General features: G+C 42.1%; 12 protein-coding genes. 6 read left to right on the top strand and 6 right to left on the bottom strand.

Going from position 1 to position 16,302, the window contains the following annotated elements; genetic code table 11:
- Positions 1-410, bottom strand: a 410-nt coding sequence (locus VE944_RS31275; RefSeq protein ID WP_324986820.1) for a site-2 protease family protein, incomplete at its 3' end; no start/stop codon positions are given.
- A 751-nt stretch (positions 411-1,161) separates the two neighbouring features.
- On the opposite strand from VE944_RS31275, the gene VE944_RS31280 reads away from it, so the two are divergent.
- Positions 1,162-1,416, top strand: coding sequence for a DUF4212 domain-containing protein (locus VE944_RS31280; protein WP_324986825.1), 255 nt, complete (start codon positions 1,162-1,164; stop codon positions 1,414-1,416).
- Positions 1,417-1,425: 9 nt separating this feature from the next.
- Positions 1,426-3,081: a sodium:solute symporter family protein gene (locus VE944_RS31285; RefSeq protein ID WP_324986829.1), complete on the top strand. Its 1,656-nt coding sequence runs from the start codon at positions 1,426-1,428 to the stop codon at positions 3,079-3,081.
- A 99-nt stretch (positions 3,082-3,180) separates the two neighbouring features.
- Here the strand turns inward: VE944_RS31285 and VE944_RS31290 are convergent, their stop codons facing one another.
- Positions 3,181-4,023, bottom strand: coding sequence for a tetratricopeptide repeat protein (locus tag VE944_RS31290; RefSeq protein WP_324986832.1), 843 nt, complete (start codon positions 4,021-4,023; stop codon positions 3,181-3,183).
- 477 nt (positions 4,024-4,500) lie between these two features.
- Positions 4,501-5,421, bottom strand: coding sequence for a ribonuclease D (locus VE944_RS31295; RefSeq protein WP_324986835.1), 921 nt, complete (start codon positions 5,419-5,421; stop codon positions 4,501-4,503).
- Positions 5,422-5,891: 470 nt separating this feature from the next.
- Between VE944_RS31295 and VE944_RS31300 the strand changes: the two genes are divergently transcribed.
- From VE944_RS31300 to VE944_RS31310, 3 genes are all read left to right on the top strand, one after another.
- Positions 5,892-6,362: a BON domain-containing protein gene (locus tag VE944_RS31300; protein WP_324986838.1), complete on the top strand. Its 471-nt coding sequence runs from the start codon at positions 5,892-5,894 to the stop codon at positions 6,360-6,362.
- A gap of 463 nt (positions 6,363-6,825) precedes the next feature.
- Positions 6,826-10,449 carry a chromosome segregation protein SMC gene (smc, locus tag VE944_RS31305; protein WP_324986840.1) on the top strand — a complete coding sequence of 1,208 codons (3,624 nt, stop codon included), beginning with the start codon at positions 6,826-6,828 and terminating at the stop codon, positions 10,447-10,449.
- Positions 10,450-10,648: 199 nt separating this feature from the next.
- A complete protein-coding gene (locus VE944_RS31310; protein WP_324986843.1) occupies positions 10,649-11,647 on the top strand; it encodes a PRC-barrel domain-containing protein in 999 nt (332 codons plus the stop codon).
- Between the two features lie 121 nt (positions 11,648-11,768).
- Here the strand turns inward: VE944_RS31310 and VE944_RS31315 are convergent, their stop codons facing one another.
- Both VE944_RS31315 and VE944_RS31320 read right to left on the bottom strand, forming a co-directional pair.
- On the bottom strand, positions 11,769-12,170 hold the full coding sequence (locus tag VE944_RS31315; RefSeq protein WP_324986846.1) for a type II toxin-antitoxin system VapC family toxin: 402 nt from the start codon (positions 12,168-12,170) through the stop codon (positions 11,769-11,771).
- Entirely contained in the window at positions 12,167-12,403 is a 237-nt protein-coding gene (locus VE944_RS31320) for a type II toxin-antitoxin system Phd/YefM family antitoxin (protein WP_118167264.1), read from the bottom strand. Before VE944_RS31320 ends, VE944_RS31315 begins: the two co-directional genes overlap by 4 nt.
- Before the next feature lie 280 nt (positions 12,404-12,683).
- On the opposite strand from VE944_RS31320, the gene VE944_RS31325 reads away from it, so the two are divergent.
- Positions 12,684-14,408 carry an ABC transporter ATP-binding protein gene (locus tag VE944_RS31325; RefSeq protein ID WP_324986906.1) on the top strand — a complete coding sequence of 575 codons (1,725 nt, stop codon included), beginning with the start codon at positions 12,684-12,686 and terminating at the stop codon, positions 14,406-14,408.
- 335 nt (positions 14,409-14,743) lie between these two features.
- Here VE944_RS31325 and VE944_RS31330 read toward each other — a convergent pair whose 3' ends face one another.
- Positions 14,744-16,222, bottom strand: a complete 1,479-nt coding sequence (locus VE944_RS31330) for a protein adenylyltransferase SelO (protein ID WP_324986851.1) — start codon at positions 16,220-16,222, stop codon at positions 14,744-14,746.
- Positions 16,223-16,302: the final 80 nt, after the last annotated feature.

Consider the following 16,302-nt stretch of genomic DNA (forward strand, 5'->3'; position numbering starts at 1 on the left):
GTCAAATTGATTTGAGCCGCTAAGTAAAGAAATTCCCCACTCAAAAGTTCTGAAAGACTCGGATTAGAGAGAAATTTAAGCATCCCAATAAATAAAATGCCTAAAGCCAGATTCGACAATGGGCCTGCGGCTGATACCAAAATATTGCCTAGTTTCCCAGAACGAAACTTAGATGGGTTGACGGGCATTTGTCCCCAAGCTATACCCATGAGACAGAGAAAGATGATCGATTCTTTACCCATGTGAACTACAGGATTAAGAGTCAAATGACCAGTTTGTTGGGGAGTGTTATCTCCCTGACTCATCGCAGCCCAGCCGTGAGCAAGTTCATGCAAAGTGATGGAAAATATGACAATTACAACGATTCTAAAAAAATGAATCGGGTTTGTGATTAGTGTTTGGATAAACATATATTCTGGCTTGTGGTTGGATTAAAGCTAAAATCTGCACTTTCTGAAGACACGCACGAAAAAGTTATCCAATTTAAAATACTGCAAACCTTGAGAATAAAGGTTGCCCACAGATAAATTAGATAAGTTATTTTTGCGTGGCTTCCAAAACTAGTTAAAAAATCTATGGAGATGCTGGTTGTTGAGAATGAAGCGAATCAGTTGGTTAAAATCAGCTTTTTCTCACCATGATGATAGAAGTTATCATCTATACCGATTGCAACACATCGGAAAGCTGCCTAAGACAGTATTTGTATAATAATTTACTATATTTTGGTAATACCCCATGTGTGTAATAACAAGCCCATTATATAAATGTTATTAAATTTACTCAGTAAAAGTCTATAGTAATTATTCGTATATTTTAAAAATTAACTTTGATCACTTTTAGGAGTTTCAATTGCTTATATAGCTTCACATAGCATTTAAGGGTGTAAGTTTTCTACAAAAAAATACGTAGTTTAGATTAAAGACTTTGTATATAAATTTATTGTATTACTAATGATATATTGGATATTTCAGCTTTATCAACCAATATTTGTTTACAACCAACTACAGGAGAATTTTCAAACACATATTACTTGGTTGCATTTATTACTTAAATGTAAATATTATTTACTAAATAATTTAAAAATTAATACAGTCATTAGGCAGGATATCAACAGCTTATTGGTATTATTTTGATGCACTAACCCAATGATGATGAATAACAATGGATGAGGATCAGCGCCGTTCTTATTGGCGTGCTAATACTGCTTTAATTCGTAATCTTTTAATTGTCTGGGCATTGGTTTCCATAGTTTTTAGTATTTTGTTGGTTCAACCTTTGAATGCAATACGGTTTTTTGGCGTACCCTTTGGCTTTTGGATGGCGCAACAGGGATCAATCCTGGTATTTGTGGCCTTGATTTTCATTTATGCCTTTCAAATGGACAAACTAGACCAAAAATACAATCTCAAGAAGTGAGGAAAAACCGTGTCAGTTGAAATTTGGACTATTGTATTAGTTGGACTTTCCTTTCTGGCCTACATTTATATTGGTTGGCAATCACGAGTCGAAAATAGTAAAGACTTCTTTATAGCAGGTCAAGGAATACCTTCAATTGCTAATGGTGCGGCTACCGCCGCCGACTGGATGTCCGCAGCTTCGTTTATTTCAATGGCGGGGCTGATTTCTTTTTTGGGCTACGATGGTTCTATTTATTTAATGGGGTGGACTGGCGGCTATGTACTGCTAGCATTATTACTAGCTCCCTACTTACGGAAATTTGGTAAGTATACAGTGCCAGATTTCGTAGGCGATCGCTACTACTCTAATATCGCCCGTCTGGTGGCAGTAGTTGCAGCCATTTTCATCTCCCTAACCTACGTTGCTGGACAAATGCGGGGCGTAGGCATTGTTTTTAGCCGCTTCCTACAAGTCGATATCAATACAGGCGTGATTATCGGTATGGTGATCGTCGGCTTTTTCTCTGTGTTGGGGGGAATGAAAGGCATTACCTGGACACAAGTAGCACAATATTGTGTATTGATTTTTGCGTACCTAATTCCAGCGATCGCGATCGCCTGGTTTCTCACTGGTAATCCCGTTCCTCAGCTAGCATTTACCTTCAGTGATATTGCTGACAAACTCAATAAAATTCAAGTTGACCTGGGGTTTAAGCAGTATACTGAGCCATTTGTAAACAAGTCGATGCTAGATGTGCTGTTCACCACCATTGCTTTGATGGTAGGCACGGCTGGCTTACCCCATATTATTGTCCGGTTTTACACAGTAAAGAGTGTGCGTGCAGCCCGCTTTTCTGCTGGTTGGGCACTACTATTTATTGCCATTCTTTATACAACTGCTCCAGCCCTCTCCATGTTTGCCCGCTACAACCTGATCGATTCCCTGCACAATCACACAGTTGCAGAAGTGCAGCAGCTAGACTGGGCGGCGAAGTGGGAAAAAACTAAACTTTTGGGTTTTAATGACATAAATAAGGATGGGCGTCTCCAGTTAACTCCAAATAAAGACACTAATGAAATAAAGATCGACCCAGATATCATTGTGCTTTCCACCCCAGAGGTAGCTAATCTGCCCCCGTGGGTGATTGGCTTGGTAGCGGCTGGCGGTTTAGCAGCTGCTTTGTCTACAGCATCAGGTTTATTGCTGGTAATTTCCAGTTCCATCGCCCACGATATCTACTACCGGATCATGGATTCATCAGCCTCAGAAGAAAAACGGGTGTTTGTCGGGCGGATCATGGTAGGCTTTTCCCTCGTCCTCGCCGGATATTTTGGAGTGAATCCGCCAGGATTTGTTAGTCAGGTGGTGGCTTTTGCCTTCGGTTTAGCTGCTGCCAGTTTCTTTCCGGTGATTTTCCTGGGGATTTTCGACAAACGCACCAATTCTGAAGGTGCGATCGCCGGCATGTTGACGGGTTTAATTTTTACGATAATCTATATTGTCGGCGTCAAGTTTGGAGGTATGCAACCCTGGTTTTTTGGGGTTTCTCCCGAAGGAATTGGTACTTTGGGTATGCTAATTAACTTCGCTGTCACCCTAGTGGTTTCGCGCCTAACGCCACCTCCTCCAGCAGAAATTCAAGCGCTGGTAGAAGACCTCCGCAGCCCGATTATTGAAGAATAGGGAGTGGGGAGTGGGGAGTGGGGAATAGGGAATTGGGCATTCATTGCTTATTTCTTCCCCTGCCTCCCCTGCTCCCCCTGCTCCCTCATCCCCCACTCCCTACTGTCCAAGCTCTTTAATATTTTTCATCACTTGTTCATATAAGTCGTTGTTACCCTGACTTTGAAAAATGCTTGCTGCTTGTTGTAAGTCTTTGAGCGCTCCCTGTTTGTCTCCATTGGTGGCGCGGGCATTTCCCCGGTTATTATATGCAGGGGCAAAGTTAGGGTTGAGGCGAATGGCTTGATTGTAATCTTCGATCGCACCCTGTGGCTCTCCATTGGCAGCACGGGCATTTCCTCGGTTATTATAAGCGATCGCATATTTGGGGTTGAGGAGAATCGCTTGGTCAAAATCATCTAGCGCCCCTCTTCTTTCTCCCAAGGTGGCGTGGGCATTTCCTCGGTTATTGTAGGCTTCGGCATAATTGGAATTCAGGCGAATCGCTTCACTGTAATCTTTAACTGCTTCTCTGTTATTTCCTAGTGAGGCGCGGGCATTTCCCAGGTTATTGTAGGCTTCGGCGTCATTAGGGTTGATGCCAAGTGCTTGATTGTAATCTGCGATCGCTTTTTCCTTGTCTCCCAAATCAAAGTAGACTAATCCCCGCCCGTTGTAGGCTGCGCCATATTGAGAGTTTTGAGCAATTGCCTTACTATATGAAGCGATCGCAGCTTGTAAATCGCCGTTTAAATGCTGATTCTTTCCCTGAAGATAGAATTCCCCACCAATGGAAGCTGTAGCTGAACGACGGCTAGGTTGACTGACTCCTATTTCTGTCACCAAAACATTGTCATTCCTACTACAAGAAACACTGCTAATTGCTGTTAAGGTAGTAAAAATAGCTATGGCAAATACTTGATTTACCCTTGTTCGCTTTTGCTTAAATAAACGCCGTCTCATAATTTAATATAAACTGCCATAATACCTGAACGCAATTAGTACCAAAATCTACATTTCTATTCTTTAAGTCAATAGTTATTCTAACTTTTGATAGACCTTTCAATTCAATTAATAACTTTCCCTGATATTCAATAGATTTATTTAACAAAGTGTAGGGGTTAATTCCCCATCCCCAAAGGGAATTGCTTGTAATGAGAAAGGGGTTTAAATCCCCATCTCAAAACGTAATTGCGTTAGCGACGCGTCATTGCGAATTGTTTAATAGTTATCTTAAGGAAAAATCAGAAAATATAAAGTATAAAACTTGTCAATTTGGCTCTTTCCTATTGTCATCTCTGTAATTATTGACAATGGATTTATGAGCAGTAACCTACTGTTTATCCTATTTTTTAGAATACTTTTTGAAAAAAATGATATATTAAGATTTATTCTAAATACTACTACAGAAAATCTGGCATTTGTAACCAACTAAACAATTTAATCATCCTCAATATCATTTTCTTGAGTTTTGGAATTTAGCCGCCAAGAGGTTGTTTTTTCAATATCTACAGAAAGTTGTTCTAGATTTTGCCCTAAATCTTTTTGGAGTTTTTGAGTTAGTGTGATTGGAAAATCTAAATTAATACCTTCACTTTGTGCTAGCCTTGCCAATTCTGTAAAAGTAGCTTTGACTGTAGTACGCTCATAACTAGTCAGCTTGTAATAGGCAGTTTCAGATATATCCTGAGCTTGCATGGCTTTTTTCATCCGTTCTTGCAAATGCTCAAATTCTGAATTTAACAACTTGTATTGTTGCTCAAGTTGCGAGTATCTGGTACTTAGTGAGATTAAGTCTTCTGTTGCGGGATCAGGACTAGCTTGGGCTTGTAAATCTAATAAATTTGAGTGCATTTGAGCCAGATAAATACAATCTAAGTAAGCATACTCTATCTGTTCTTCAGTCAGGGGGCGTTTTCCCCAATCGCTTGTTTGTTCTTGTTTATCGATATTGTTAAAGCTACAAAGTGATGTAGCTATGGTTTTGAGTTGGTAATTAGGTAATGGTAAAAGATAGTAGGGAATTTTTTTTGCCATTTCCAAAGTACAAGTAATATTTTTGGCTTTCTTGTTACCGAGAAATTTTAGATCATAAGTAGCATTGTGAAAAACTTTTTCAATAGCAGAATTTATCATAATTTTCTCAATAAATTCAGCTATAATATTAGGCTGATCTAGGACATCTAAAAGGTAGACGCGATCGCCACTCATATCTTGGGGATTATCTAATACCTGGATCAGCGATAGTCGAGGATTACGGCTTTTATAGTCAGCAACTTCTGTATCTATCCACAGCGTTTTAGTGTTAGTATATTCAGCGACAATGGTACTAATTTCGCGGGCGGAAGTAAGATATGGCATTGGCTAATATTTCCTGATATTTGGGGCATTGTAAGTAAGCCATAGTTTTCTAAAGTAACATTTTGTTGGTAATTTTGCTGCCACAGAATTGCAAAAATGCTGAAGTTTTGAGTTGCATAGGCTTAGATATCGCCAAACTGACTTAAATCTGATAACATCGAGTCACTACTGCAAGGCTGCACAGTCTACCATCGAAAGAGCTACTGAGCATCTACATTAAATTCATAGAGAGCTACTGACTGTATGTAGACGCATCCTGGTTAGCAACCGTCAGGAAAATTGAATTGGCGCTTCTCAAAAATGGCTGCAAAATCTTAGCCTCAAGAAATCGTCTAAGTTTCAATTTCTAGTAACCTAAGCAATTGCTTGGGAACATTTGCTACTTCACATTTAATTGCTTTTTAACATCTGCTCCTCACAATCACACACACTTCAATTAATCGCTTCTAGTATTCAATTTGGAGAAGATAATGAAAAAGCTAATTCTATTACTAGTTAGTAGCATTTTGGTAGTTGGTAATTTTGGCTGTCAAGAGGCTACTAAAACTGGTTCAGAAACTCCTAGCACTACTAATGAAGCCGCTCAAGCACCAGCAACACCAGCTTCTCAGATAAATCAAACTGCGGATAAAACTACTGCTAAAATTCCCGGAACACAAACGACTCCTTTAGCAGTTAGCACAGATACTATTAAAACCGATTCGGAAAAAACGGCAGCAACAAAAGCTAAGAGCAACTTAAAAACCGAAGTTAGCGAAAAGTTGAATAAAGCCTTACCAGGCAATAAGTTACAAGTTGAAAACAAAGAGGGTGAAATTATCCTCAAAGGCACAGTAACTTCTGCTGAAGAACTCCAGAAAGCTGAAACCTTGGCTAAAGAAGTTCAAGGTGTGAAGACAGTGAAGTTGGAAGCAAAAGTTGGAGCTGTGAAAATGCCATAAAAGAATAACTGAAGCTCTCAGTTAACATCGGCATGAAAGCTAAACATGGACTTACATCTGTGTAAATCGTGTTTTTTATTTACAAGTTCGTAGTAAAGACTTTAGTGCTTAGAAAATAAGGACTAAAGTTTTTACTATAAACCCTTAAAAGTTTATATAATGGACATCTGTGTTCATCTATAGCAGTCCTAAATCATTCGTGAAAAGCTATGGTTTTTGCAGTTAGTTATCTCAACTAAAACTGGAATGATTTGATATAGTTGCTTTTGAACGCCAGCAATGAAATATCGTGCTTGTGCTAACTCTATATGTATTGTATTTTCTCTAAACCACGATTATCATTACCCTCTCTGCGTCCTCTGCGCCTCTGTGGTGTGAAAATCCCTAATTTTCCCCCTACCCTCTTGCGAATTTTTAATTAGTTGATACACTTGTTCTTCATTAGCCCAGTGAACCAGCGCCTATGGTGCATATCAAGCGCGTGGAACTTACGAACTTCAAATCCTTCGGTGGCACTACCTCAGTCCCTTTGCTACCGGGGTGTACTGTCATATCTGGGCCAAATGGTTCGGGTAAGTCTAATATTCTAGATGCACTGCTATTTTGCCTGGGACTCTCCAGTTCTAAGGGAATGCGAGCCGATCGCTTGCCAGATTTGGTAAATAACACCCAAACCTCTAAAGGACGCGCTTCTATTGAGGCTAGCGTCACGGTGACGTTTGATTTATCAGGAGAGGACTCACCCAAAGCCGCAAAGGCGCAGAGTGAGGAAGCAGATGAAGTTCAGGAGAATTCCCACTCCCCACTCCCCACTCCCCACTCCCCAACTGAGTGGAGTGTTACTAGAAGGCTGCGAGTCACTCACCAAGGCACTTATACCTCGAATTACTATATCAATGGTGTACCTTGCACGCTGACGGAATTGCATGAACAACTAAGTAACCTGCGGGTTTATCCTGAAGGCTACAACGTGGTGCTGCAAGGGGATGTCACCAGTATTATCTCGATGAATGCGCGGGAACGGCGGGAAATTATTGATGAATTGGCTGGGGTGGCTGCATTTGATCGCAAGATTGTCCAAGCCAAATCAACTTTAGATGAGGTAAAGGAAAAAGAAGATAGCTGTCGGATTATTGAGACAGAATTAACTGCACAACGCGATCGCCTTTCCCAAGATCGTGCTAAAGCTGAGAAATATCAAAAACTCCGCACGGAATTTCTAGCGAAACAATCTTGGGAAGCTGTTTTATCATGGCGATCGCTACAAGCACAACAAGAAAAGTTAGTTCACGAAATTCAAACAGGCGATCGCAATTTTAATGAACTCACTACCCAACTCACAAACCTAAATTCCGAAATCGTCCAAAAAACTGCTGAACTTGAACAACTTAATGCTCATGTAAAAGCATTGGGAGAAGATGAACTTTTGGCAGTACAATCTACCCTCGCCACCCAAGAAGCAGAACGGAAACAACTCCAGCGTCAGCTAACAGAATTAGAAACAGCTTCTCAAGAAACTGCCAAACGTCTAGCTCAAACTCAGCAAGATATTCAAAAACACCGTCATTCCTTAGAAGAAGTTGCCGAAACACAGGTTGTAGAGGGACAATCTATTGTCTACTGTCAGCAGCAAAGAGATGAGACGCAGCAAGCTTTAGAAACCTCCCGCGAAGCAGCCGCAGAAATCGCCTCGGCTTCGGAAGCGTGGGTGCAGCAACAAACTTCATTTAACCGTCAAATTGAAACTTTGCTGCAAACTCTAGAGCCTCAACGTACCGAACAAGCGCAACTCAGGGAACGCAATAATCAGTTACAGCAACTAATTTCAGAGCAAATCCAGTTAATTGAACGTGACGAACCGCTATTAGCTCAAAAACAAACCGACTGTAATCAAGTTGAAACGGAATTTAACGCTTCTAGCGAACCCATCCAAAATTTAGCCCAAAATCTCTCAGCCACAGAACAAGAACTACAAATCCAACAGGAAACCCAAAAACGCTTACTTTCTGAACAACGAGAAAAACAACGCCAGTTGGATAAAATCGAGGCGCAAGCGCAAGCACAGCAAGAAGTCCAAGGAACTCAAGCGAGTAAAGTCATTTTACAATCGGGAATACCTGGACTTTGTGGCTTAGTTGTGCAGTTAGGAAAGGTGGAACCCCGCCATCAGCTAGCTTTAGAAATGGCTGCCGGTGGACGCTTGGGACATATCGTGGTGGAAGATGACAGCATCGCCGCAGCAGGGATTGAATTGCTCAAACAGAAGCGTGCAGGGAGAGCAACTTTTTTACCACTGAATAAAATTCACGCTCCTAAATTTACTCAAGATGCAACGCTACGTTTTGCTAGTGGCTTCGTTAACTATGCTGTTAACTTAGTCGATTGCGATCGCCGTTACAAAGATGTATTTAGCTATGTTTTCGGTAACACAGTGGTATTCGCCAGCCTTGAAGCGGCGCGGAAAAATTTAGGATTATACCGCATCGTCACCTTAGACGGGGAGTTGTTAGAAACTAGCGGTGCAATGACTGGTGGTAGTAACAGCAATCGTTCAGCTTTGCGCTTTGGCAATGCAGAAGCGGCGGAATCTGATGAAGCGCTCGCTTTAAAAACTCGTTTGGTTGACATTGAGCGAGTTTTAGAGCGTTGTACGGAAGCGATCGCTACTTTGTCAGCCAGAACCAAAAAACTGACGCAGGAACTTACAGAATCGCGTCAGGCGCGGCGCGAACAGCAGTTGCAATTGGAACAGTTGCAGAAAGATATTAAGAATTTGACAGCGCAATTAGAGGGGACGCGATCGCAACTCGCCCAAAACAGCGAAAAGTTAGCCACTGCTCAATCCCGATTAGAAATTTTGGAGCGGGAATTACCTGGACAAGAAACTCAGTTGCAACAATTGCGACACGCTTTAGCAGAGTTGGAAGCATCCCAAACCCCCAGCGAATGGCAACAAATCCAGGCGACAATTAAAACTCAAGAGCAACAATTGCAACAACGAGAGACAGCATTACGCGAAGCTGAACAAAGATTAAAAAATTTAGAAAATCAGCAACAACGTTTACAAGAAAAAATCCAAGAAGGGGAAACGCGAATCACCGAATACGAAACCCAACAAATCTCTTGTAGAGACGCGATGAATCGCGTCTCTACACAAATCACAACGATAAACGACCAAATCACCCAAACCCGCGCCAATCTAAGCCTTATGGAGCAAAATTTGGGAGAAGAGAAACAGAAACGCGACGCTACAGAACAAGAAGTGCGATCGCACCTTTTACGCCAACAACAATTGCAATGGGAAATAGAAAAACTTAAAGAAACTCAAGAGAAACGGCGGGAAGAACTAATTGCTTTGCAAAGCCAGTTACGGGATGTGGGAGCAGAATTACCAAATCCGTTGCCGGAAGTTCCAGATCAGGTAGATTTAGAAGAATTGCAGAAAGAATTGCGATCGCTTACCAAACGCTTACAGGCAATGGAACCTGTTAATATGCTGGCGTTGGAAGAATACGAACGCACCCAAAACCGTCTCCAAGAACTCACACAAAAATTAGAAACACTAGAAGGGGAACGCACCGAACTACTTTTGCGGATTGAAAACTTTACCACATTGCGGCAACTTGCCTTTAAAGAAGCTTTTGATGCTGTTAACGAAAACTTTCAATCGATTTTTGCCATTCTTTCAGACGGTGACGGCTTCTTGCAACTTGAAAATCCTGAAGATCCCTTTAGTAGTGGGCTAAATTTAGTTGCACATCCCAAAGGTAAACCAGTACAGCGCCTAGCTTCCATGTCTGGGGGAGAAAAATCACTCACAGCTTTGAGCTTTATCTTTGCCCTGCAACGCTACCGTCCATCGCCATTTTACGCCTTTGACGAAGTAGATATGTTCCTAGATGGGGCAAACGTAGAGCGATTAGCTAGAATGATTAAACAACAGTCACAACAAGCGCAATTTATAGTTGTGAGTTTGCGTCGTCCGATGATAGAATCAGCCGAACGCACAATTGGCGTTACTCAAGCACGAGGAGCTTACACTCAAGTTTTGGGGATTAAGTTACAATCATCCAATACATCTGCTTGAGTTTTTGTTAATAATAGTGTATAGATAAACCACGTAATGTGCGAGTTTCTCTCAAACCTAACCCCCAAACCCTTCCCTAGCAGGGAAAGAGAGCAAAAATCAAAGCCTCTCTCTCTGTGGAAAACAGGTTTGGAGAGGGGTTCTAAGAAGAAGTTGCACGTCGCGTTAAACCGGATTCGAGATCAGGACTCGGTATAGAATGACCTCCGAACAGATAATTAGGCGTTCCGACATATTAAATACCCAGGTGATTACCCGCGACAATGGCAAGCGGCTAGGCATCATCAGTCAAGTCTGGGTTGATATAGATCAACGAGAGGTTGTGGCTCTTGGTTTGCGAGATAGCCTGATCTCCATTTCGGGCATACCGCGCTATATGTACCTCAACAACATCAGCCAGATTGGTGATGTCATCCTGGTTGATAACGAAGATGTAATTGAAGATATTGAAGTTGAATCTCTCAGTAATTTGATTAACTGGGAAGTAATTACAGAAACAGGTGAAGTCTTAGGCAAAGTTCGAGGCTTCAAGTTCAACGGCGAAACCGGCAAGCTTAACTCCATAGTTATTGCTTCTTTAGGATTGCCCCAAATTCCCGATCAATTTCTGAGTACTTACGAGTTCTCAGTAGATGAAATTGTCAGCACTGGCCCCAATCGGTTGATTGTGTTTGAGGGAGCCGAAGAACGGATAAACCAGTTAACAGTTGGTTTACTAGAGCGCCTGGGTATCGGCAAAGCACCGTGGGAGCGAGATATAGAAGAAGAATACGGCTATACTCCACCGCGCCAAGTTGCACCAGCTAATCAACTGCCTAGTGGAGTGCCATTGCAGCCACCCAGGCAAAAAGTTCGCGCCCCCGAACCCGTAGTGCGGGAAGAAGAATGGACAGAAGACTATGTGGAAGAAGAAAGGCCACAGCGTCAGGTAATGAAGGCGCGGCAGTATGAATCTATTCAATACGAAGAAGACGAGGAAGAAGATAACTGGAGCGAGGCAACGGGCAGCGACAGGTATCAACAACCGCAGCCGCTAAAGTATGATGCCCAGCCCTATAGCAAGAAGCCTTATGTTGATGAATACGATGATTATGACGATGTAGACGGCGATGCTTGGGAAGATGCGCCGAAGCCTGTGAATATTCCTAAGAAAGTTAAGGAAAGACAGCCAGAATACGAAGAAGAAGGCGGATATTAATTCGTAATTCGTAATTCGTAATTGAACCGGAAAATTAGGAAGTATTTTAAGATTAATTCAGCCTTTTCCTTACTTAACAAGGAGAGGGCTAATTTTTTAGATATTTCTGATTTTAGCGAGGTTAGAGCCAGTTTTCTACTTTTAAATTAGGAACGCGGGAAAATTCACGAGTATTGGCGGTAACGAGAGTTAGATCAAGGGTTAAAGAATGGGCAGCAATTAATAAGTCATTACCTCCAATCGGTTTACCTTGTTGTTCTAAATCAGTGCGGATTTCTGCGTAATATTGCTCTACAGGATGAGTTAGCGGTACTATTTCAATACTATCCAAAATTATTTCAAGTTTTTCTATGAGCTTTTGGGAGTTCTTTTTTCTAGCTCCAAATCTTGATTCACAAGCTACTATAATACTTGTACAAATTTTGTCTTCTCCAATATCTTGAATTTTTGAAAATACCACTCCTCTGGGGTTTTTAATTAGTTCGGAAATGATGTTTGTATCTAACAAGTATAAATAACTCATTTTGAAAACTCAATATCATCTAAGGGTAATAATCCTTCGTCCACGTCGGCAAAGTCTTCGTCCAGTGGTTCAAGGGTGGAAAGGGTTTCCAAGAGGGATTTTTTCTTGATGGGGGAAATGATGGCGAAGGGGATACCGTTTTGGGTAATAGTGAGGGGTTCGCCTGTTTTTTGGGCTTGGTTGAGTAGGGTTTGGATGGTTTCGGGGAGATCGGAAAGGGTGATTTGTGTCATGGTGGGTTGTGAGGTTAGCGGATGGGGACTTGGCGCACATCTATTTTACCTGTGACGGCGTTGGTGATGAGGGCGGTGCGATATTCAAAACAAGATTAAATCAGGGATTCCACACCCAGAACTGTCACACCGCAATTAAATGGATCTATCTAGTACTTATGAACTAATTAACTCTAAGATCAACGCTAAAACAGTTTGTAACTAATTAGTGAACTATTCAGAAACTCACCAAAAACTGCTAGCGTCAAACAAAGGAAAATATCGTTGTGGACTTTGGAGCTTGAAAACCCGTTCTAATTACTGGCAACTGCTGCCTTATATCCGGCTCCAGTGGCGAACCATCACCAAGGGACTTATTGGTATTTTGGGATACGTGCTGGCGACATTAGTGTTGATAAATGTTGCCGGTAAATTGGCAACTCCTTTTGCCCAAGGTAATGTAGTAGCGATCGCTCAAATAACTGGTAGCTGTGCTTTAGTATTTCTTGTTAGGAGCTTGTTTCAGTCTATACAAGATATGTACATGGCAAAAGCTGCTTTGAGAGTTGCTTTTCATCTCCGTCAGCAAGTCTACACACATCTTCAAAAGCTAAATCTCAGCTATTTTGAAACGGCAAAAGCAGGTGATTTATCTTACCGCCTCACCGAAGATGTTGACCGCGTTGGCGAAGTTGTAAATAAAGTATTTCACGACTTTATCCCCTGCATTTTGCAGTTGCTAGCAATTCCGATTTACATGATTTACCTGAATTGGCAACTAACACTAGCAACGGTGATAGTTGCACCACTGATGGGTATTTTAGTTGGCTGGTTTGGTGAACGCTTGGGCAAATATTCTTTAAAAAGTCAAAATCGCGTATCGGGTTTATCAGCCATTCTCGCGGAAGTTTTCAACGGTATTCGTTTGGTACAGGCTTTTGCTGCCGAAAATTACGAAATCGCCCGCTTTGGCCATGAAGCAGAACGCAGTCTCAAAGCCAAATACTCAGCCGAACGCTTGAAAGCGATTCAGATTCCCATTGTCGGATTTTTGGAAGCCTTAAGTGCGTTACCGTTACTCATTGTGGGAGCGTGGCAAATTTCCCAAAATAACTTAACAGTGGCGAATTTTTTCAGTTATCTGGCGGCGGCGGCGCTGTTAATTGATCCCATTGGTCATACTACTAATAATTACAACGAATTTAAGCAGGGTGAAGCATCTGTTGACCGCGTTTTTGAATTGATGGCAATTCAGCCGACGGTGACGGAAAAGACAAATGCGATCGCTCTCCCCCCAGTCAAAGGCAAAGTAGAATATCGTCATATTTCCTTCGCCTATAAACCAGGTGAACCTGTATTAAAAGATATCAGTTTATTAGTATCCCCAGGTGAAGCGATCGCTCTTGTGGGTGCTTCTGGCGCTGGTAAAACCACATTTGTCAATCTTCTCCCCCGTTTTTACGATCCCGAAACTGGTCAAATATTAATTGACGGTGTTGATATTCGAGATGTGAAGCTGCATAGTCTGCGGCGACAAATTGGGATTGTTCCTCAAGAAACCATTATGTTTTCCGGGACAATTGCCCAAAATATCGCCTTTGGACAAGATGTTTTTGACATGGAAGCAGTTAAAGAGGCGGCGAAAATTGCTAATGCCCATAAGTTTATTAGCCAACTACCAGAAGGTTATCAGACTTGGGTGGGTGAACGTGGGGTAAACTTATCAGGTGGACAAAGACAAAGAATTGCGATCGCTCGTGCTGTTCTGCTCAATCCCCAAATATTGATTCTTGATGAAGCGACATCAGCATTAGATTCTGAATCAGAAGCACTGCTACAGGAAGCACTGGAAAGACTGATAGAAAAACGGACGGTGTTTATTATTGCTCACCGTTTATCGACAGTTAGGCGGTGCGATCGTATTTTGGTTCTCGAACAGGGGCAAATTGTCGAATCGGGAACCCATGAAGAATTATTAGCCTTAGAACGTCGCTATGCGCGGTCTTATGCTCAACACTTTAGTTAGGCAAAATGCTCATTAGCTTATTACCCACATCTGACAATCCCCGCTTCGTTGCTATCCCGCCTCGAAATAGAATTCCTCTTGCTAAGGGACTTCCAAATAAAAAAATATACAACTATTTATTGTGGGGTGGGCGTCTCGCCCGCCCATAGTCAAAGGCAGGCAAGATGCCCACCCCACAAGATTGGATAATTTATTTCTTGGAAGTCCCTAATAGCTTGCATTCCTCTAAAGCGGACTGAGTAAATGATTCTAGTCCACGCTTAGTGGACTTAAGCTATCAGCCTGGAACTTTAGTTCCGGGCGGGATGTCTGTAAACACGACTATCTGACTTTAATTACCCCCTAGACTGAATTGCCTTGATTAAGTCATAAAAAGGTTGCCAGTTATCTTCCTGAGCAATTGCTTCCCAAATAGATTCAATCACAGGTCTTAATAATGCCGTTTTCGGATTATTAACAGCTAGAGTTTGGGCAATTCCATCAATGCGTAGGCGTAGCCCGTCGTAGACATCGCTCTCCAAATCATTCAAAATTTTATGATACAGTATGCACCAATCATCAAAAAGTCCTGACGCACCCGGTACTGGCACAATATCTGAATTATTCATCACAAAACCTGGATCATCCCGCCATTGCGATGAAAAAGTCCGAGCCATTTCATAAAAAAACTGGTGATAACCAACTTGGCTATCTTTCAAAAATTCAATCGTTAGATTCAACAGTTTCCGTGCTTCTGGATGTGGCAAATCCTCAAAACCTAACTTTTTCAACATCAAAGAACTGTATTCAGCTTGATAATACTCAGCAAACATTGCCAATCCAGCTTCCATTTCGCCTTTATCGATAATCGCCTTTAAAGGTTCCTGGAGCATTTGTAAATTTAACTGGCAAATAATTGGTTGATTACCGTAACAGTAGCGTCCAGAATAGTCGAAATATGCAGCTATAAACGATGGGTCATAAGTCGGGATAAATGCGTAAGGGCCATAGTCAAAACTCTCTCCGGTAATCGACATATTGTCAGTATTTAGGACTGCATGACAAAAGCCAGCCGCCATCCACTGCGCTACTAGTTCTGCAACTCGTTTCACTAATTCGGCGTAAAACAAGACATATTTATTTTGTTCAGCACTTAAGTGTGGATAATACTGCTCAATTACGTGGTCTAATAACTTCTTAGTTAAATCTGGACGCTGGAAAAAGTGCAGTCGCTCAAAAGTGCCAAACCGAATATGAGAACTGCTCATCCTAATCATCACAGATGAGCGGGTAGGCGAAGGTTCATCTCCCCGCCAGAGGGGTAAACCTGTTTCAATCATGCTCAGACAGCGCGAGGTACGTACACCCAAGTGGTGTAGTGCTTCCGCAGCCAGAACTTCCCGCACCCCACCTTTGAGCGTGAGCATACCATCGCCACCACGGGAGTAGGGCGTTCTCCCAGAGCCTTTTGTGCCAAAATCGTACAATTCGCCATCAGTGGCGCGTACTTGCCCGTAGAGGAAGCCTCTACCATCACCTAACTGTCTGTTATATTCACCAAATTGATAGCCGTGGTAACGCAGCGCCAACAAGGGTTTACGCCCCTGAAATTTGCCAAAAGCTGTGATAAAATCTTCGTCTTTGACTACTTGGGGGTCTAAACCCAAGCGGGGTAGTAGCGCATCGTTACGCCAACGCAAGAGGTGTTGAGGAAATTCCTCTGCTGCAACCTCATCGTAGTAGTCGTCGCCTAGAGATTCCAAGGCGCTTTCGTAGTTGAGGGAGAGAAAAGGATTGCTAGAATTTTTGTAGTTCGGAGTTTCAGCCAGAGTCATTACGAGCAAAGCTTAATTCATTCTTCCCTTAATACTAGCTCTGGCTTTGGCATCAGCATAAACGCAAAAAGCGACCCATA

The organism is Nostoc sp. (genome assembly GCF_035638895.1).
Lineage (GTDB): Bacteria > Cyanobacteriota > Cyanobacteriia > Cyanobacteriales > Nostocaceae > Nostoc.